This window comes from Microbacterium sp. GXF6406 (assembly GCF_054798215.1).
This window is the reverse complement of sequence record NZ_JBSJZH010000002.1, coordinates 57,183-76,317: the sequence shown is the minus strand read 5'-3', so window position 1 is coordinate 76,317 and position 19,135 is coordinate 57,183. Positions and strand designations below refer to the sequence as shown.

At 66.9% G+C, this 19,135-nt stretch carries 13 protein-coding genes and 1 pseudogene; 8 read left to right on the top strand and 6 right to left on the bottom strand.

The window, feature by feature from the left end:
• Together ACWAUG_RS01930 and galT are read right to left on the bottom strand one after the other, a co-directional pair.
• Positions 1-105 (bottom strand): galactokinase family protein (locus ACWAUG_RS01930; protein ID WP_460801140.1); only part of this gene is annotated, 105 nt, incomplete at its 3' end.
• Entirely contained in the window at positions 102-1,301 is a 1,200-nt protein-coding gene (gene galT, locus ACWAUG_RS01925; RefSeq protein ID WP_460800825.1) for a galactose-1-phosphate uridylyltransferase, read from the bottom strand. The genes galT and ACWAUG_RS01930, both read right to left, overlap by 4 nt.
• 194 nt (positions 1,302-1,495) lie before the next feature.
• Here galT and ACWAUG_RS01920 point away from each other — a divergent pair, with 194 nt between their 5' ends.
• Together ACWAUG_RS01920 and ACWAUG_RS01915 are read left to right on the top strand one after the other, a co-directional pair.
• Complete coding sequence (locus ACWAUG_RS01920) at positions 1,496-2,455, top strand: LacI family DNA-binding transcriptional regulator (protein WP_460801139.1); 960 nt, start codon at positions 1,496-1,498, stop codon at positions 2,453-2,455.
• A 24-nt stretch (positions 2,456-2,479) separates the two neighbouring features.
• Positions 2,480-3,586 (top strand): glycerate kinase, encoded by a 1,107-nt coding sequence (locus ACWAUG_RS01915; protein ID WP_460800823.1) that lies wholly within the window; start codon positions 2,480-2,482, stop codon positions 3,584-3,586.
• 25 nt (positions 3,587-3,611) lie between these two features.
• Here the strand turns inward: ACWAUG_RS01915 and pgm are convergent, their stop codons facing one another.
• Complete coding sequence (gene pgm, locus ACWAUG_RS01910) at positions 3,612-5,255, bottom strand: phosphoglucomutase (alpha-D-glucose-1,6-bisphosphate-dependent) (protein WP_460800822.1); 1,644 nt, start codon at positions 5,253-5,255, stop codon at positions 3,612-3,614.
• Between the two features lie 49 nt (positions 5,256-5,304).
• Between pgm and pheA the strand changes: the two genes are divergently transcribed.
• Complete coding sequence (gene pheA, locus ACWAUG_RS01905) at positions 5,305-6,255, top strand: prephenate dehydratase (RefSeq protein WP_460801137.1); 951 nt, start codon at positions 5,305-5,307, stop codon at positions 6,253-6,255.
• Positions 6,256-6,261: 6 nt separating this feature from the next.
• On the opposite strand, the pseudogene ACWAUG_RS01900 reads toward pheA, so the two are convergent.
• Positions 6,262-7,324: pseudogene (locus tag ACWAUG_RS01900) on the bottom strand (MsnO8 family LLM class oxidoreductase).
• Positions 7,325-7,398: 74 nt separating this feature from the next.
• On the opposite strand from ACWAUG_RS01900, the gene ACWAUG_RS01895 reads away from it, so the two are divergent.
• Positions 7,399-9,114: a cation:proton antiporter gene (locus ACWAUG_RS01895; RefSeq protein ID WP_460800820.1), complete on the top strand. Its 1,716-nt coding sequence runs from the start codon at positions 7,399-7,401 to the stop codon at positions 9,112-9,114.
• A gap of 71 nt (positions 9,115-9,185) precedes the next feature.
• Here the strand turns inward: ACWAUG_RS01895 and ACWAUG_RS01890 are convergent, their stop codons facing one another.
• Together ACWAUG_RS01890 and ACWAUG_RS01885 are read right to left on the bottom strand one after the other, a co-directional pair.
• The gene (locus tag ACWAUG_RS01890) at positions 9,186-9,518 is read right to left on the bottom strand and encodes a hypothetical protein (protein WP_460800818.1); all 333 of its coding nucleotides are present in this window, start codon (positions 9,516-9,518) and stop codon (positions 9,186-9,188) included.
• 49 nt (positions 9,519-9,567) lie between these two features.
• A complete protein-coding gene (locus ACWAUG_RS01885; RefSeq protein ID WP_460800816.1) occupies positions 9,568-9,843 on the bottom strand; it encodes a helix-turn-helix domain-containing protein in 276 nt (91 codons plus the stop codon).
• Between the two features lie 96 nt (positions 9,844-9,939).
• Here ACWAUG_RS01885 and ACWAUG_RS01880 point away from each other — a divergent pair, with 96 nt between their 5' ends.
• From ACWAUG_RS01880 to ACWAUG_RS01865, 4 genes are all read left to right on the top strand, one after another.
• Entirely contained in the window at positions 9,940-14,859 is a 4,920-nt protein-coding gene (locus tag ACWAUG_RS01880) for a type ISP restriction/modification enzyme (RefSeq protein ID WP_460800814.1), read from the top strand.
• On the top strand, positions 14,856-15,419 hold the full coding sequence (locus tag ACWAUG_RS01875; RefSeq protein ID WP_460800812.1) for a hypothetical protein: 564 nt from the start codon (positions 14,856-14,858) through the stop codon (positions 15,417-15,419). Before ACWAUG_RS01880 ends, ACWAUG_RS01875 begins: the two co-directional genes overlap by 4 nt.
• A gap of 116 nt (positions 15,420-15,535) precedes the next feature.
• The gene (locus ACWAUG_RS01870) at positions 15,536-16,855 is read left to right on the top strand and encodes an exonuclease domain-containing protein (protein ID WP_460800811.1); all 1,320 of its coding nucleotides are present in this window, start codon (positions 15,536-15,538) and stop codon (positions 16,853-16,855) included.
• A 589-nt stretch (positions 16,856-17,444) separates the two neighbouring features.
• Positions 17,445-18,920 carry an ATP-binding protein gene (locus ACWAUG_RS01865; RefSeq protein ID WP_460800809.1) on the top strand — a complete coding sequence of 492 codons (1,476 nt, stop codon included), beginning with the start codon at positions 17,445-17,447 and terminating at the stop codon, positions 18,918-18,920.
• Positions 18,921-19,135: the final 215 nt, after the last annotated feature.

Here is a 19,135-nt window from a genome sequence, read left to right as displayed (position 1 = left end):
CTCGCCGATGAGGTTCACACGTCCGGGGGCGGACCAGACGCCCGCCGGGGTGCTGCCGGTGAGCTGCTCGAAGAGGGCGACGGCGTCGGATGCGGGGGTGGTCATGCGTTGTTCTCCTCGGAGCTGGTGCTCTCGGCGCGGGCGATGGCCTCACGGATGCGGGCGGCGCCCTGTTCGGGGGTGACCTCGGCGGCCCAGGCCCACATGGCGGCCTCGGAACCGGCGAGGAACTTCATCTTGTCGGCGGCGCGGCGCGGGCTCGTCAGCTGCAGGTGCAGGCGGATGCTGTCGCGGCCGATGTTCACGGGGGCCTGGTGCCAGGCGGCGATGTACGGGGTGGGGGTGTCGTAGAGCGCGTCGACGCCGGCGAGCAGCTTCAGGTAGAGCGGGGCGAGCTCATCGCGCTCGGTGACGCTCGTCTCGGCGAAGTCCGCGACGTGACGGTGGGGCATGAGGTGAACCTCGAGGGGCCAGCGCGCGGCGAAGGGCACGAAGGCGGTCCAGTGCTCGCCGCGGAAGACGACGCGCTCGGAGGCCTGCTCGGATTCGAGGATCTGCTGGAACAGATCGGTTCCCATGCGCTCGACGCTCTCGAGCACGCGGGACGTGCGCGGGGTGACGTAGGGGTAGGAGTAGATCTGGCCGTGCGGGTGCGGCAGGGTGACGCCGATCGCCTCACCGCGGTTCTCGAACGGGAAGACCTGCTGGATTCCGGGCAGCTGAGACAGCGCCGCGGTGCGGTCGGCCCATGCCTCGATGACGGTCCGCGCGCGGGTGACCGACTGCGTGCCGAAGGAGCCGGAGTGGTCGGGGCTGAAGCAGACGACCTCGCAGCGGCCGACAGAGGTGCGGGTACGGCCGAGGCCGAGGGCGGCGAGGTCGTCGAGGCCCTGCGGGGCGTCGTCGGCGGCGGGGGCCGTGCCGAGCGCCTCGGCGAGTGCCGGGCCGAAGGCGGGGGAGCGGTTCTCGAACACCGCGACGTCGTACAGGGAGGGGACCTCGGACGGGTTCGTCGGCGACTGCGGGGCGAGCGGGTCGGCGTCGGCCGAGGGCATCATCACGCGGTTCTGACGGTTGGCGGCGACCGTGATCCAGTCGCCCGTGAGCACGTCGAGGCGCATGTTCGCTGTGGCGGGGCGCGGGTCGAGGTCGCGGGCGTCGACGGCGCGCTCCGCGCCCAGGGACGTGCCGGGGTCGTCGTAGTAGAAGAGTTCGCGGCCATCGGCGAGGCGGGTGGTGCGCTTGATGACGCCGGCGCTGAGCTCGGTGACGGACAACTCCGGAGATTCGTGCGTGTTCACGTAAACATCGTGGCATATTGGCCGTGGTAACGTCAACATTCCGGAGTTGTGAACAGGGGAGAGCGATGACCGGCGATGATCGCAGGCGCAGCGCCGCGCGGGCAACCGCGCAGTCGGCCGCGCGAGAGGTCGAGTCCGTGCTCGGGGGCGACGATGGGACGCCGCGCCGCCGTTCGGCGACCGGACGCGTCTCGATGGCGCAGGTCGCGGCCCGTGCCGGTGTCTCGGGTCAGACGGTCTCCCGTGTCGTCAACGACAGCCCGCGGGTCGATCCGTCGACGCGCCTCCGCGTCGAGCAGGCGATGGAAGAGCTCGGCTACCGCCCGCACCGAGCGGCCCGCGCCCTGCGCACCGGGAGGTCGCAGACCATCGGTCTGGTCGTGACGACCCTCGCGACGGTCGGCAACTCCCGCATGCTTCAGGCGACGGCCGAGGCAGCAGCCGAGCGCGGCTATGCGCTGACGCTGGCGACGGCCGGCGACAGTGTCGCGGATGCGTTCGACCGCCTCGCCGAGCAGGAAGTCGATGGTGCGATCGTGCTGAACGAGGCTTCAGCACTCGTGCCGGAGGCGCAGCGCCCGGCCGGGTTGCGGCTGGTCGTGGTCGACGCTGCGGCTTCCTCGGATCTCGTCGCCGTGCACAGCGATCACGTGGGGGGCGCCGCAGCGGCGACCGAGCACCTGCTCGCGCGCGGCCACACCACGGTGCATCACCTGGCAGGACCCGAGGATTCCTTCGCCGCGGCCGAACGTGAACGCGGGTGGCGCTCGGCTCTCGCCGCGGCAGGGGTCCTCGCGCCCCCGGTCGTGCGCGGCGACTGGAGCGCCGAGGCGGGGTTCGCCGCGGGCGCGGCGCTGGTGGATGCCACCGCCGTCTTCTGCGCGAATGATCAGATGGCGCTCGGGCTCATCCGCGCCTTCGCGGAGTCGGGGCGTCGGGTTCCCGAGGACGTCAGCGTGATCGGTTTCGACGATGTTCCGGAGGCTGCGAACTACCGTCCGCCGCTGACGACGATCCGGCAGGATTTCACGGCTCTCGCGCACCGGGCGGTCGCGCTGCTCGTCGCCGAGATCGAGGGCGGGGAGTGCGCTGCGGACGAGTCGTCGGTGGTGCCGGCAGTGCTGGTCGAGCGTGTGAGCGTCGCGGGTCGCTAGTCGCACGGACGTAGGCTCGGGAGCATGACCAGAGTCGTGCTCGCACCGGATAGCTTCAAGGGTTCGATCGCCGCGGCGGATGCCGCGCGTGCGCTCGCCGAGGGGTGGGCGAGCGTCGAACCGGGGGCGGAGTTCGTGATGCGGCCGATGGCCGATGGCGGCGAGGGGACGGTGGATGCTTTCGCCACCGCCGTCGCGGGCGCACAGCGCATGCCCATCACCGTCGATGGTCCGGCCGCGCGTCCGGTCCAGACGCACTGGGTGCTGCTGCCGCCGTCGCCGGATGCCCCGCGGGGGACCGCGGTGATCGATCTCGCCTCGACGTCGGGGATCGAGCTGGTCGATGAGCTGCGACCGTGGGATGCCGATACGACGGGTTTCGGTCAGGCGGTCGTCGCGGCTCTCGACCACGGGGTTTCTCGGCTGGTGCTCGGCATCGGGTCGAGCGCGTCGACGGACGGCGGCACGGGCCTGCTCACGGCGCTCGGCGCGCGGTTCCTCGGCGCGGATGATCGGCCGGTCGCTTCCGGCGCGCGGGGGCTCGCGGACATCGATGAGGCCGATCTGTCCGGGCTCCGCCCCGCGCCCGACGTCCTCGTGCTCTCGGACGTCACGAACCCGTTGACGGGGCCGCGCGGTGCCGCCGCCGTCTTCGGCCCGCAGAAGGGCTTGGCGGCGGAGGAGATCCCCCGGGTCGATGTGGCGCTGGGGCGGTTGGCGGCGGTCGCGGATTTCGATCGGGAGCTGCCCGGCGCCGGTGCGGCCGGGGGCGCAGGTGCTGCTCTTGCCCGGTGGGGCGCTCGGCTCGTGCCGGGAGCGGTCGAGGTGGCGCAGCTGATCGGCTTGGCGGATGCTGTGGCATCCGCTGATGTCGTGATCACGGGCGAGGGCTCTTATGACGGGCAGTCCGGCGACGGCAAGGTGCCCTCTTGCGTCGCGGGGCTCGCGGCCGAGGCGGGAATCGTCGTCGCGGTCGTCGCGGGCCGGATCACGGATGACGCCGATACGGATCTGTTCACGGCATCCGTCTCGCTGACGAGCATCGCCGGTTCGTCGACTGCCTCGCAGGCGGACCCGGCGCGCTGGCTGCGGGAGGCCGGATCCAGCCTGGCGCGTGCGCTCGCCGGCTGATCGGCCGACGAGCACGCGCAGCGGATCAGCCGTCGAGGGCTGCGGAGACGACCGCTCGGGCCTCGGCCTGCACCTCGGCGAGGTGCTCCGAGCCGAGCAGGCTCTCGGCGTAGAGCTTGTAGACGTCCTCAGTGCCGGAGGGTCGGGCGGCGAACCAGGCGTTCTCGGTCTGCACCTTGAGGCCGCCGATCGCCGCGCCGTTTCCGGGGGCGTGCGAGAGCTTGGCGGTGATCTTCTCGTCTGCGAGCGTCGTCGCCGTCACAGCCTCGGGGGCGAGCTTCGCGAGAGTGGCCTTCTGCGCCGGGGTGGCCGGGGCATCCACGCGCTGGTAGACGGATGCGCCGAAGGCCTCCTCGAGCTCGGCATAGCGCTCGGAGGGGCTCTTGCCGGTGACGGCGATGATCTCGGCGGCGAGCAGGCACAGCAGGATGCCGTCCTTGTCGGTCGACCAGACGGTGCCGTCCTTGCGCAGGAAGGATGCCCCGGCGGACTCCTCGCCGCCGAAGGCGACGGTGCCGTCGAGGAGCCCGGGTACGAACCACTTGAAGCCGACGGGGACTTCGAGCAGGCGCCGGCCGAGGGATTCGGCGACCCGGTCGATGATCATCGACGACACGAGCGTCTTGCCGATCGCGGCATCCCGGGGCCATTCGGCGCGGTGCGAGAACAGGTAGTCGATCGCGACGGCGAGGTAGTGGTTGGGGTTCATGAGCCCCGCGTCGGGGGTGACGATGCCGTGACGGTCGGCATCGGCGTCGTTGCCCGTGAGGACGTCGAAGTCGCCCTTCTGAGCGACGAGGGAGGCCATCGCCGAGGGGGAGGAGGGGTCCATGCGGATCTTCTCGTCCCAGTCGAGCGTCATGAATCGCCAGGTCGGGTCGACCTCGGGGTTGACGACAGTCAGGTCGATGCCGTGCATCTCGGCGATGAGGGCCCAGTAGTCCACGGATGCGCCGCCGAGCGGGTCGGCGCCGATGCGCACGCCCGCGCGCTTGATCGCATCGATGTCGATGATCGAGGGCAGGTCGCGCACGTAGGCGTCGCGGAAGTCGTAGCCGGGCAGTGCGTCCCAGTCGATGTCGGCGAAGCTCTCGCGCTTCACATCGACGAGCCCGCCCTCGATGAGGGCGTTGGCTCGGTCGGCGATCCAGCCGGTGGCATCGGTGTCGGCGGGGCCGCCGTGCGGCGGGTTGTACTTGAACCCGCCGTCGCGGGGCGGGTTGTGCGAGGGGGTGACGACGATGCCGTCGGCGCGTCCGGATGCGCCGGGGGCGAGCTCGCGGTTATGGGTGAGGATCGCGTGGCTGAGCGCCGGCGTCGGTACGTACGAGTCGCGGGAATCGACGCGGATATCGACGCCGTTGGCGACGAGGACTTCGATCGCGGTGCGCTCGGCGGGCAGGGAGAGGGCGTGCGTGTCGCGGCCGAGGAACAGGGGGCCGGTGACGCCCTGCTCGCGTCGGTAGTCGACGATCGCCTGGGTGGTGGCGAGGATGTGGTTCTCGTTGAAGCTGCCGGAAAGCGACGACCCCCGGTGGCCGCTCGTGCCGAACGCGACGCGCTCGGCGACGACGGCCGGATCGGGATGGCGGTCGTAGTACGCCGCGATCAGTTCGTCGACATCGATGAGGTCACTTTCCTCCGCGGGGAGGCCTGCACGGCTGGTCATGTCTTAAGTGTGCCTCTTTTGGCTCGCGGACGTGGCACCGGCGACTAGTCTGAAACGCGTGACAGAACGGCGCACTTACAGCTACCTGGGCCCGGCGGGCACCTTCACCGAAGCAGCCCTCGATCAGGTCGCTGAAGCCCGAGGCCATGATCGGCGTGCCGTGCACAACGTCGGTGAGGCGCTCGCCGATGTGCTCGAGGGGCGCAGCCATGCTGCGATGATCGCGATCGAGAACTCGATCGAGGGGGGCGTCTCGACCACGCAGGATGCTCTGGCGACGCTTCCGGGCCTGCGCATCATCGGTGAGTATCTCGTCCGGGTGAACTTCGTGCTGGTCGCCGCCCCCGGGACGACGCTCGATCAGGTCACCACGATCGCCGCGCACCCGGTCGCCTATGCCCAGTGCCACGCCTGGCTGGGCGAGAATCTTCCCGACCACTCGCATGTTCCCGCTGCCAGCAATGTGGCATCCGCCATCGGGGTGCTCGATGGTTCGTCGCTGGCTCAGGCAGCGATCGCCCCGCCGAACATCGTCGCGCACCACGATGTCGAGGTTCTCGCGAGTGAGATCGGAGACAACACCTCGGCCGTCACCCGCTTCGTGCTCGTGACGCGAACGACCGCGGCGCCGGATCCGACGGGCGCCGATAAGACCTCGCTCATCGTCGAGCTTCCCCATGACCGTCCCGGTGCGCTGCTCGATATGCTCGAGCAGTTCTCGACCCGCGGCATCAACCTCTCACTCATCGAGTCGCGTCCGATCGGCGACGAGCTCGGACGCTACCGGTTCGTGATCGATGCGGACGGGCATCTGAGCGACGAGCGCATGGCCGATGCCCTGCTGGGAATCCGGCGCTTCAGTCCGCGCGTGGTGTTCCTCGGGTCCTACCCGCGGGCCGACCGCCAGATCGTGCAGTACCCCGAGCGCTACGCCGACGATGTCTTCGTCGAGGCGCGCGATTGGCTGCGCGGGTTGCTCTCGGGCGAGCCCGAGGACTGACCCGATTCAGTTCGCCGCGGCGGCCTGCGCGGCGGCGATGAGCTCGAGCGTCTGCGTGCGTCCGGGCGCTGTGTCGCGCGGCTCGCTCTCGTAGACGCCGGCGACCGGTGAGATCATCGACCTCGTCGACGCCGTACTTCGCCGCGAACGCCTGCAGCTCGGCGGCGACCGATTCTCCGGTTCCCACGAACCAGCGTGAGCGTGCCGCTTCGACGGTCTGCGTCGTGGCGTCGTCGGGTGAGGCGGCGAGCGCCTCCTCGATGGTTTCGAGCGCGATGAGCGGCTTGTTCAGGCGCAGCCGGGCCATCATGCGCAGCTGGGGGAGAGCGCGCTCCTCCGCCTCGGCGGCGGTGGGTGCGGCGACCGCGTTGATCGTCAGGAACGTGCGCGGCTCGGGGTGCTCCTCGCTGGGCTGGTAGCCGGTGCGGTACAGGTCGAGGGCGCGTTCGAGGCCGTGGCCCGAGAAGTGGTTCGCGAAGACGTAGGGCAGGCCGTGGGATGCCGCGAGTTGAGCCGAGTAGTCGCTCGAGCCCAGCAGCCACACCTCGGGGACACCGGTCGCAGCGGGCGTCGCGCGCACCGTGTATTCGCCGCCGGAGGTGAACCGCACGGTCGCGCCCTCGGCACCCAGAAGCGCCGAGATGTCCTGCACGTGCCGGGGGAACTGCTCGACATCGCTCGTCGGACCGGAACCGCGCAGCAGCTGCGTGATCACGGGATCGCTGCCGGGGGCTCGGCCCAGGCCCAGATCGATGCGTCCGGGGGCGATCGCCTCGAGGGCCGCGAACTGCTCGGCGACGATGAGCGGGGAGTGGTTCGGGAGCATGACGCCACCGGATCCGAGACGGATGCGGGTGGTGCGGGCGGCGGCGGCCGCGATCAGCACGGGAGGGGTCGTGGATGCCACGGCCGGCATGTTGTGGTGCTCGGCGAACCAGTAGCGGCGGTATCCCAGCCGGTCGGCGGCCGCGGCGAGGGAGAGGGACGCGGAAATCGCCTCGGCACTGGTCTGGCCCGTCGACACGGGGACGAGATCGAGCACGGAGAGGGCGGGGGCGGCAGCAGTCATCATCCGATGCAACCCACGTGACCGCGGGCTCATTCCCCGGGGAGACGGATTGGCGCGGGGGATATTCTTCTCGCATGGAAACCCTGCTGTTCTTCGTGCTGGTCGGCTCCGTCATCGTGGCGGCGATCGCACGCTGGCGGGGGTGGCCGGCACCGCTCCTGGTCACGGTCGTTGCGCTCGCGGCATCCTTTCTGCCCTTCATCCCCGAGCTGGACGTCGACGGGCACGTGCTGCTGAACCTGGTGCTGCCGCCGCTGCTGTACTCGGCGGCGCTGGATGTCTCGTTCGTCGGCTTCAAGCGCAGCCTGCCGCAGATCCGGCGCCTGGGCATCTGGCTCGTGCTGCTGACGACGGTGGTCGTGGGACTCGTCGCCTGGTGGATCATGCCGTCGCTGACTCTGCCGGGAGCGCTGCTGCTCGGCGCGATCGTCGCCCCGCCGGATGCCGTCTCCGCCGCGGCCATCGGACGCAAGCTCGGACTTCCCCGCCGCATCATGACGGTGCTGTCGGGGGAGAGCCTCATCAACGACGCCACCTCGCTGACGCTGTACCGGGTGTTCGCGGCGATGGTGGCCGGAGCCACGATCAGCGTCTGGGACGGCATCTGGCAGTTCGCCGTCGCGGTCGTTGTCGGCATCGTGATCGGACTCGTCTTCGGCATCGCGCTGCACCAGCTGCGCATGCGGGTCGCCGACCCCGTCGTGATCGGAACCTTCGGTCTTCTCGTGCCGTTCGGCGCGTATGCGATCGCCGAGCACCTGGGCGGCTCCGGCGTGCTCGCCGTCGTCGCCATGGGGCTGTACGTCGGGTTCAACGCGCCGCGCACCAATTACACGACCCGCCAGCAGGAGGCTCCGCTGTGGCTGTCGATGGACTTCCTGCTCGAGAGCTTCGTGTTCGCATACATCGGTCTGCAGTTCCGTCGCGTGCTCGCCGACCTCGGCGCCGAGTCCGTGCAGCACATCCTCATCCTGTCCGGGGCCGTGCTGCTCGCCGTTCTCCTCGTGCGTCCCGCCTTCATCTACCCGGCCCACGCGCTCGCGCGCTGGCAGCAGCGCGGGCGGCTGCGCCGCTGGGAGAAGGCGATGGCCGCGGGACGCTACGAGCAGAAGGCTCAGAAGCGTTCGGGCCGCGAACCCCTCACACCCGAGCAGATGCGCCGCCGCATGACCGAGCCGGCGCTCAGCGCCAAGGACAACGCGATCATCTCGTGGGCGGGAATGCGCGGTGTGGTGACGCTGGCGACCGCGCTCGCAGCATCCGACATCGCCGCCCTCGAGCTCAGCGCCGCGCACGCGATCGTCGTCGTCGCCTTCATCGTGACCGTCGCCACCCTGCTCCTGCAGGGGCTGACCCTGCCGTTCCTCATCCGTGGGCTGGGCGTTGCGAGCGATGTCGACCACGCGCAGGATGCCCGGGAGATCGCCGCGGTCCGCCGGCGCAGCAACCAGGCCGGCCTCGCCTACCTTGAGACCAAGCGCACCGAATGGGCCGAGAAGTACGGCACGGGCGACATGAAGGTCTTCGACATGTTCGCCAAGCGACTCACGAAGATCGAGACCGACACCCAGCAGATCCAGGTCGTCGAGGACTCGGTGCCTCGGCCCTCGTACGAGGACCTCGTCGCCCTGTCGAAGGGCTGGCTGCACGTGCGGCGCGAGGTGCTGCTCGCCGAGCGCGACGCCGACAACCTCGACGAGGAGGTCATGCGCGAGCTGCTCACCGCGATCGACGCCGAGGAGCTCGCCCTCGATACGCGCGGAGCCACCCGGCCCCAGTCGCGGGCCTGAAATGACGAAGGAGCGGATGCCAAGGCATCCGCTCCTTCGTCATTCGCCGCGCCGACCGGCACGGCGACGGCTCACTGAGCCGTGCAGGTGACCGTCGCCTCCTGCATGGTCGTCGTGACCAGGGCCTTCACCGACTCCGAGGACTGCTCGTCACGACCGGCGGCGAGGCTCGCGAGGTCCTGATCGGGCAGCTGCGCGACGAGGAACTTCTCCGCGAAGCAGTCGATCTGCTCCTCGGTGTAGACGCCGTCCTGGCCGACGTTCGTCAGGATCGTGGAGATGCCGGAGCTGAGCTCTTCAGCACTCGGACGCTGGATGCCGCCGCCGGTGCAGGCGACGAGAGTGAGGGCTGCTGCGGCCGCGGGGACGCCCAGCAGGATTCGGGTAAAGATGTTTCGGGGCATAAGGGTCAATTTTACCCGGCTGGGCAGGCGTGTTTGTCCGTGCGGGAGCTCAGCCGGCTCGGCGGCGGCCGTCTGACGCCGTGACCGGGAACATCTCCAGGGTGAGGCCCGTCAGGAAATAGTCCAGCGGCGTGTGCATCGCCGTTGCGATGCGCAGCAGCGTGTGGATGCTCGGCATCGCCCTGCCCGATTCGTATGCGCGCACGTTCGACGAATCGATGTCCGCGCGCACCGCGAGCTGATCTTGAGTCATCGTCGACGACTCGCGGGTAGAGCGGATGCGGTCCCCGATGTGCGCGGCGGCAGGAGAGGGAACGCGGGGCATCTCTCAAGCGTCTGGAATGTCCGTGACTTGTGCCAGGGTTAACAAACCCGGGTACAAGTACCTACCCGGGGTGTGCAGAACCCGGGGAGGACGTCGATGGCCGACGACGCTGTGTACGAGACCGCGCTGGACGAGCTGCTGGCGGAGTTCCGCGCGCTCGCAGACAGCAAGCGGATGCTCGGCAATTACCTCGAGGAACTGGCCCGTCATTACCTGACAGTGGAGCCGCTGCGAGCCGACCAGCTCGGCGCGGTCTGGCTGTGGAAGGACTGGCCCGGGCGGGAGGGATTGCCCGACACCGGGATTGACATCGTCGCCGAAGTCCAGGGCGGTGGGCTGTTGGCGGTGCAGGTGAAGTTCTTCCAGGAAGAGCACCGGATGCAGAAGAGCGATCTCGATTCGTTCTTCGAAGCGCTGGGTCGCGAACCCTTCACGGAGGGGCTCGTCATCGACACCACGTCAGCGCCGTGGTCGAAGAACGCCGAGGAGGCGCTGAAGAACCGGTCGAAGCCGGTCAAGCGCGTCACTCTCGATGAGCTGCGGCACAGCACCGTCGACTGGTCGACCTATGAGTTGCTGAAGCCGGAGGTCGCGCCGCAGCGGCATGAGCGCAAGAACTTGCGCGCCCACCAGCATGAAGCGTTGCGCTCGGTCATGGATGGGCTTGCCCCTGGCAACGGTGCCGACCGAGGCAAGCTCATCATGGCCTGCGGTACGGGGAAGACCTTCACCGCGCTCAAGCTCGCCGAGCGCTGGACGAACGAGCGCGCCGGGGGAACGGCTTCCGTGCTGTTCATGGTGCCGTCGCTGGCACTGCTGCAGCAGTCGCTGGAGGAGTGGTCGCGCGAGCGCGATCCGGAGCTCGGCTTCCGTGCGTTCGCGGTCGGGTCGGACGCGAACATCGGTCGGCGCAAGAACGCCGACCTGACGAGCGTCATGCTTGAGGACCTCGGCGCGCCGGCGACGACTGACGGCACGAAGCTCGCGGCCCTTCTCGGCGATGTCGAGGAGGAGCACGAGGGGCTGACCGTCGTGTTCTCGACCTACCAGTCGATCGAAGCTGTCTCCGAGGCGCAGCGACTGCGCGGCGACACGTTCGACCTCGTCATCTGCGATGAGGCGCATCGCACGACCGGTGTCACCCTCGCGGATGAGAGCGAGTCGCACTTCGTCAAGATCCACGACAACGCCGTGATCCCCGCATCCGCCCGCGTTTACATGACGGCGACTCCGCGCATCTTCGCGCCCGAGGTGAAGAACGCCGCCTCCCAGAAGTCCGCCGAGCTCGTCTCGATGGACGACGAGACGCTGTTCGGGCCCGTGCTGTACCGCATCGGCTTCGATGAGGCGGTCCGTCAGGAGCTGCTCACCGACTACAAGGTGGTCGTACTGGGCATCAGCGAGGACGAGATCGTCGATACGCTGCAGCAAGAACTCGCGCAGGAGGGGCGTGAGCTCGCCGTCACCGATGTGGCGAAGCTCATCGGATGCTGGAACGCGCTCGCCAAACGCAATGCGGGCACCATCGCGGAGGGCTTCGGCGCGGATGCTGCACCGATGCGTCGTGCGGTCGCGTTCGCGAAGGACATCGCGACATCGCAGGGCGTCGCCGGCGACTTCACCGCCCTCGTCGAGGGGCATCTGTCGAACATCGAGAACGATGACCCGACGGATGACCTGACCGTTCAGACGCAGCACGTCGACGGCACGATGAACGCCACCCAGCGCGGTGAGCTGCTCGATTGGCTGAAGGGCGCACCCGAACAGGACCAGTACGGCCGGCCGGTCGCCCGAGTGCTGACGAACGCCCGCTGCCTCAGCGAGGGCGTGGATGTGCCGAGCCTCGATGCGGTGCTGTTCCTCAGCCCGCGCAAGAGCCAGGTCGACGTCGTACAGGCCGTCGGGCGCGTGATGCGGCGCGCAGCCGGCAAGCGGCTCGGATACATCGTGCTGCCGATCGCGATCCCCGCCGGAGTCTCGCCGGAAGAGGCGCTCAACGACAACGAGCGCTACAAGGTCGTGTGGCAGGTGCTGCAGGCGCTGCGCGCCCATGACGAGCGTCTCGATACGGCGATCAACCAGGCTGTGTACACCGGACGCCTGCCCGAGCAGGTGCTGATCGAGCGCATCAGCCTCACATCGAAGAAGCCGAGGAAGGGCTCGGCGTTCGAGACGCCGAGCGACCCGACGGATGGCGACGGCACGGAGGTCGGCCCGGATCATGTGCCCCAGACACTCCCTGGGCTGAGCTCGAGCGCGGATACCTGGAAGGACTCGGTCTACGCGAAGCTCGTCGCCAAGGTCGGCGACCGCATGTACTGGGACGACTGGGCCGGCGACATCGAACTGATCGCCAAGCGGTTCATCGCGCTCATCCAGGCGCATCTGGCCGCACCCGAGAACGACCGTGCGCCGTTCGTGAACTTCCTCACAGCGCTGCGCGCCACCGTGAATCCGGACGTCACGGAGCCCGAGGCGATCGAGCTGCTCGCCCAGCACCTCATCACCAAGCCGGTGTTCGAAGCGATGTTCCCCGAGGGGTCGTTCACGCAAGACAACCCGGTCTCCGTCGCGATGGAGCAGGTGCTCTCGAGGTTTGACGAGAATGCCGCGTTCGCCCGCGAGCGCGAACCGCTTGATGCGTTCTACGGCAAAGTCACCGAGAAGATCCGCGGGCTCGAGACGGTCGGCGCGAAGCAGCAGATGCTCGTCACGCTCTACGACAAGTTCTTCACGAAGGCGTTCCCGCTGCTGGCCGACCGCATGGGCATCGTGTTCACGCCTGTCGAGGTCGTCGACTACATCCTGCGATCGGCGGATGCCGCACTGCACCAGCACTTCGGCAAGAGGTTGAGCGATGAGGGTGTGAACATCCTCGAACCGTTCGTCGGGACGGGGACTTTCCTAACCCGCCTCATGCAGACCGGGCTGATCAAGCCGGAAGATCTCACACGCAAGTACACGCAGGAGCTCTTCGCCAACGAGATCGTGCTGCTGAGCTATTACATCGCCGCCGTCAACATCGAGAGCGTGTACCGCGAGCTGTGCGCCGAGCACGGCGTGGAGCCGGCCGCGGGCGGGTTCGCAGGGATCTCGCTCACTGATACGTTCGCGATGGACGAGCGAGACAACGAGCTCGCCGGTGGAGTGTTCCCGGAGAACACCGAGCGGCTGGAGAAGCAGCGCGCGACGCCGGTCGATGTCATCGTGATGAATCCTCCGTACCGGGCGGGGCAGTCGAGTGCGAACGACGGGGCGCAAAATGCGAAGTACCCGAAGACGGATGCTCGGATCGCTGAGACGTACGCGAAACGGTCTATGGCGACGCTCAAGAACGGGCTGTACGACTCGTATTATCGGGCACTGCGGTGGGCTACAGACCGTCTGGGCAACGGAGGAGTTATAGCCTTCGTGTCGAATTCCGGCTTTGTGGATGGTGGCACAGGGGACGGCGTTCGTCTGAGCTGGGTGGAAGAGTTTAGCGACGTCATCGTCTACAACCTGCGAGGGAACGCGCGGCACATGGGCGAAGTTCGCCGACGCGAAGCGGGCAACGTGTTCGGCGAGGGGTCTCAGACAGGAGTCGCGATCACGATCCTGGTGAAGAACAGGGGGCATGAGGGTCCTGCGCGTGTGCTCTATGCCGATATCGGCGATTACCTCAGTCGCGAGGAGAAGCTCGACAAAATTGCTGGTGAGGCGTCGACTGAGGGGAGCCACTTCAGTCTCGTTCAGGCGAATGAAGCGGGTGACTGGATCAACCAACGTGACGAGCGCTTCTCTCGGTGGCAGCCGATTGGCGATAAGAGGACAAAGGGGCGTGGGGAGACAGCAGGAGTTTTCGTCGACTTCTCGAATGGCATCAACACAGCTCGCGACCCATGGGTGTACAACTTTGACCGCGAAGAGGTTGCATCTGGCGCTGGTCGAACCGTCGCCGAGTTCAACAGGTTGCTCGATACCCCCGATGAAAAGCCTGATCCTCGGTCGATTAGTTGGTCCAGCGGCTTCGATGCACTCCGTCGGCGTAATAGACCACTGAGTGCCCGTTCAAGCGCTGCTGTGGTATCTCGTTACCGACCTTTCACCAAGATGTGGCTGTGGTTCGATCGACCATTCATCGATCGCCCGGGGCTTGCGGCCGCCATGTGGCCGACGGGATCGCAGGAGAACATTGCCATGATCGTTCCCCAGGGGGCGTCGGCAGCGAACTTCGCGCCGTGGCTCACTGGCTTTATGCACTCCGGAACTCCGAATGGTGGTAATCAGGTTTTCGCACGTTTCTTGTGGGAGCCCGTCACCACGACGGACGAGGGTTTCAACTTCGATGCACTCACGGCATCCGAGGACGACGTCGTTGTCGACGGGTACCGTCGCGTCGACAACATCACCGATGCGACGCTCGATGCGTACCGGGCGCAGCACGGCGAGGTAGTCACGAAGGACGACATCTTCTACGGGATCTACGCGCTGCTGCATCACCCGACCTATCGGGAGACGTATGCCGCCGATCTGCAGAAGATGCTTCCGCGCATCCCGCAGGTGCAGGGCTTCGTCGACTACGCCCGGATCGGCCGCGAGCTGGCGGAACTGCACGTCGACTACGAGGCGGTGGAACAGGCCGACCTCGGCGAGCAGATCACCTCGCTCGATCCGCCGACCGATCCGTTCGAGCTCTACCACATCGACAAGCTGTCCTGGCTCAGCCGCAAGGATCACAGCGGCATCCGCTACAACGCGCATCTGACGATCACCGGTATCCCCGAGGAGGAGGCGCTCTACAAAGTGGGCGGACGCAGCCCGCTGGAGTGGGTGATCGACCGCTACAAGGTGACTACCGACGCGAAGTCGGGCATCGTGAACGACCCGAACGCGTGGCTGCGCGAGCACGACGACCCGCGATACGTCGTGAATCTCATCCGCTCGCTCGTCACCGTCAGCATCGAGACGCAGCGGCTGATCGCTGAGCTGCCTGAGTTCAAGGTCATCGACGACGAGTCCGGCGCGACGTCATGACTACCGAAGGCACTGCAGCCATCGGGTTGCAGTTCTCGGGCCTGGGGGACCTGGCCGCCTGGGCAACCTTGGCGTTCACCGTCGTGACCGCATTGCTGGCTGGCATCGGTTTCGGGTTGGTGCGTCTCCGCGATCGACGGCAGGCCCTTGCGGATCTCCACGTCTCGCTCACCTCAGGTGAGACGGCGCAGGCGCGCAACGTCATCGGGGCGCTCCTCTACGGGAGTGCAGAGGCTGCGACGCCGACTCGCTTGGAAGCGATCGAGGCGTACTTCATGCTCATCTGGGCGGTCCAGCGAGCACGCAATGTCTTCCGAATCTTCCGCATCAGATGGCATGCGCTGAACGAGTCGCAGGGCAGGCTGAGCAGCCTTATGCACACGGGCAGAAGCGATGCGAGTCTTGCGCTCACCTGGAATCTCATCGAGATCGCCGACAACATCATGCAGTTCCACGACAAGTACGGCGAGAAATGGGGCGTCGATGATGCGGATGCGTGGGCCGACATCGGCTCGTATCTCGTCGAAGGAGGACTGAAGCCCACGGCGTCCGGGGTGTGAACCCGGTCTCCTCGATGCTGTCACAGGTCTCCTCGAGGACTGACCCGGCCGGTGAAGGCCATGATGTCCGTGCCCTCTGCCAGCATGTGATCAGGACACGACGCTGAGGAGCGGGCATGGGGTATGCGGTCATCGATCTCGAGACGACGGGATTCTCCCCGGGCAGAGGGGACCGCATCGTCGAGATCGGCGTCGTCCTCGTCGACGAGGACGGCGGCATTGAGGGCGAGTGGACGACCCTCGTCAATCCGCAGCGCGATGTCGGGCCGACTCATGTGCACGGCATCCGTGCGTCCGATGTCGTCGATGCGCCCCTGTTCAGTGATATAGCCGGGCACATGGTCGGTATGCTCAGCGGGCGCGTGGTCGCAGCGCATAATCAGGCTTTTGACCTGCGTTTTCTCCGGGCCGAGCTCGATGGCAGTGGGTATGCGCTGCCCGAGGGGTATGCCGCGCTGTGCACGATGCTCTGGTCGCGCCATCTCTTCGGGGCGTCGAAGCTGAGTGAAGTGTGCGCGACGCTCGGTATCGCGAACACCTCTGCGCACGCGGCGCTGGGTGATGCCCGGGCCGCGGCCGAGGTTATGGGAGCATTGCTGCGCTCGGCGGGCAACACACCGAGCTGGGACGCCGCGGCATTGCGCGCGGTCTTCCCTCTGGAATCAGACGCTGGTGCGGTGCGCCGCATCGAACGGCCGGCTCCTGCGGCCTTGCAAGTCTTCATCGATACCGTGACTCTCCCGCTGTGGGAACGCGTCAGCATCCCGCTCGATGCGAATGATGCCGGAGGAGCGGTCTATCTCGACATGCTCGCGCGGGTGCTCGAAGACGGGCTGATCTCCACGGGGGAGTTCTCGCGACTCGACGCGATCGCTGAGGTCGCCCGACTCGATGCGGAGCGCATCCGTGCGCTGCATGAACAGTATCTTTCCGCCGCCTACGAGGAAGCGGCTGCCGACGGCGTGCTCACGGCAGCCGAACGGCGAGATCTGACCCAGATAGCCACCATTCTCGACCTTCCCGACCCGTCGCAGGCGCTGCCGGTCTCCACCGCGGAATCCGCCGCGCATGAGGGACCGGCCGTGATCGCGGCGACGGCCGCAGCGGGTGCGCCGCTCGTGAAGCTGCGTGGAGACGGCACCGGTCAACCGGCACCGACGGGAGCCGAGTTCCGGTTGGTGCCCGGCGCCCGTGTCGTTTTCACCGGCGCGATGAGCCGATCGCGGGAGGAATGGTCACGGGCACTCTCCGATGCGGGATTCATCACGGGCAGTGTGACGAAGAACTGCGTCGTGCTTGTCGTCGCGGATCCGGCGAGCCAATCGGGGAAAGCGAACACGGCTCGACGCCATGGCATCCCCATCGTCACGGAAGCAGAATTCGTGCCGGTGTTCGAGGCGTTCGTTGCGAGCCGGGGTATGCACGTCGCGCAGTGACGTGACCGGCATGCCAGCGCCAGCAGAAATCAGCCTCGCTCATCTCCCACCGGTCAGCTGAGCGCTAATCTCAACGTGCCGGGCTGGCCAAGAGGCCCTGGCTCACCCTTTAGCTGAGGGCATCCCTTGCCGCAGTCTTGAGGCGGCGGTGCGGCTCATAGGCCAAAACGTGTGGATGCGCTCGGTCGTGTTCATGCTCGGGTGCCCCATCTGGCCCGGGCTCAGGGCGCTTCGTCTGCGACGAGTCCGGTGCCGTGGAGGTTGATCTCTTCCGGTGCGTCGGCCACGACCGCGGCCGGTTGTGGTGTTCGGGGTGTGGCGAGAGCGATCGAAGGTCAATGAGTTCGCGGGCGAGAAGATCACGGGCGGCTGGGGAGGTGCTCACTCGGCAACTGCCGGATTCGTTACTCGCACCGCTCGCGGTCTTCATCGGCAGTGAAGCGTTCAAGATCGACGGCAAGCTCGGAGCTGAGGGCGCCGCACACCGCATTCTGAGCGGCGTCCTGCGCTGGTCGCGGACAGATCTGTCGAACAGGCTGAGCCCGGTGGTGCCGATCGAATGTCCGATGCCTCCTCTAGGCTCGGGGCTGTGCCGCAGTTGTCAGCAGATCAGAGATTGCTGGCACAGCTGTGCGCTGAGCCGGCTGAGCAGCCATGGTTGGAGTTCAAGGAGAACAACGCTGATCCTCGCGAGATCGGTGAGTACATCTCGGCGCTCGCGAATAGCGCTGTCATCGCCGGACGAACGCACGCCTATCTGGTGTGGGGTGTGCGAGACAGCGACCACGCTGTGGTTGGGACCTCCTTCGAGGCGGCCTCGACAAGGCAGGGCGGCGAGGAACTCATCTCATGGCTCACTCGCAACCTTGATCCGCAGGTGTACTTCGAGTTCCGATCCGTCGTTACAGGTGATGGCGTGGCGGCCGTCTTGCTTGAGATCGATGCGGCCCGTGACCGTCCCGTTGCGTTTCGCTCCGAGCGATATGTGCGAATCGGGACATATAAGAAGCCGCTGCGCAATCATCCCGAGTATGAGGCTCGGTTGTGGGAGGCATTCCGCGGCACGACTTTTGAGTCGGGTACTGCGCGGCGAAACCTCACAGATGAAGCAGCGATCGCGCTGCTTTCCCATGGGGAGTATTTTGACCTTATCGGGGGAGACCTCCCTGCAACGAGATCGGGGATCGCCGACCGGCTTGTTGCCGAGGGCATCCTGACGCGATCGGACAACGGCACTTCGATCACGAATCTCGGCGCCTTGTTGTTCGCGCGAGATCTCCTTGATTTTCCGAGCGTGAGTCGAAAAGCGACGCGCGTCACGGAGTATCGGACAACGAGCCGAGCAGAAGCGATTCGTGACGATACGGGCAAGCGGGGGTACGCTGCGGGTTTCGAGCGGCTGATGCAATACCTGGCGGCGGTGCTTCCACGGAGCGAAAGCGTTGAGGGCGGCCTACGAAGGGACGCGCCTCTCTACCCGGATCTCGTTGTTCGTGAACTTGTTGCAAACATGCTTATTCACCAGGATTTCACGATCGACGGCAGCGGTCCGATGATCGAGGTGTTTGCGAACCGCATCGAGTTCACCAATCCGGGTGAGCCGCTGATCAGCGTTCGGAGATTCCTCGGGCCGCGTCCACCCTCGCGCAATGAAGCGCTCGCTTCGTTTATGACTCGTGCGCACATTTCGGAGGAGCGCGGGTCCGGGTGGGAGAAGATCGCAGCTCAGGTCGAGCTGCATCAGTTGCCCGCACCGAAGATCATGGTGGATGCAGATCACACGAAGGTCACTTTGTTCGCGCCTCGGAGCTTCGCCGAGATGACAGCGAGCGAGCGGGTCGAGGCCGTCTTCTTGCATGCTGCACTCCGACACGTCTCGGGCGAGCCCACGACCAACTCGTCCGTTCGAGAGAGGTTCGGGATCCCGGACGGCAACAGTGCACAAGTCTCGAGGGTCCTGCGCGATGCCCTTGCGAGTGGATTGCTCGTCCTCGAGAACGAGTCGGTCGGGGCTAAGAGCAGGCGTTACATACCGTTCTGGGCCAAGGTCGACGATCTTGCTTGATCAGTTCTTGATCCGTCAGCGCTCAGAGACAGGATGCTGATGCTGAAATTGAGAGCTGACCAGGGTATTCATTCACTCTCGTGGCGTTCTGATTGTTTGACTCATGTTTGACCGCGGGCGGACACGAGACCAGCTGAGCGACTCCCCGTGCCGCGGTTCATCGTCATCGAATGTCCGTGGCATGCATCAAGATGGCCGTGTCCCCCGACGAGGAG

Excerpts from the sequence above, each read along its gene's own strand:
- ACWAUG_RS01885 (WP_460800816.1), bottom strand. The coding sequence starts at position 9,843 with ATGCCCCGCGTTCCCTCTCCTGCCGCCGCGCACATCGGGGACCGCATC.
- ACWAUG_RS01920 (WP_460801139.1), top strand. The coding sequence starts at position 1,496 with ATGGCGCAGGTCGCGGCCCGTGCCGGTGTCTCGGGTCAGACGGTCTCC.
- ACWAUG_RS01890 (WP_460800818.1), bottom strand. The coding sequence starts at position 9,518 with ATGCCCCGAAACATCTTTACCCGAATCCTGCTGGGCGTCCCCGCGGCC.
- pgm (WP_460800822.1), bottom strand. The coding sequence starts at position 5,255 with ATGACCAGCCGTGCAGGCCTCCCCGCGGAGGAAAGTGACCTCATCGAT.
- ACWAUG_RS01880 (WP_460800814.1), top strand. The coding sequence starts at position 9,940 with ATGGCCGACGACGCTGTGTACGAGACCGCGCTGGACGAGCTGCTGGCG.
- ACWAUG_RS01915 (WP_460800823.1), top strand. The coding sequence starts at position 2,480 with ATGACCAGAGTCGTGCTCGCACCGGATAGCTTCAAGGGTTCGATCGCC.
- ACWAUG_RS01895 (WP_460800820.1), top strand. The coding sequence starts at position 7,399 with ATGGAAACCCTGCTGTTCTTCGTGCTGGTCGGCTCCGTCATCGTGGCG.
- ACWAUG_RS01875 (WP_460800812.1), top strand. The coding sequence starts at position 14,856 with ATGACTACCGAAGGCACTGCAGCCATCGGGTTGCAGTTCTCGGGCCTG.
- ACWAUG_RS01870 (WP_460800811.1), top strand. The coding sequence starts at position 15,536 with ATGGGGTATGCGGTCATCGATCTCGAGACGACGGGATTCTCCCCGGGC.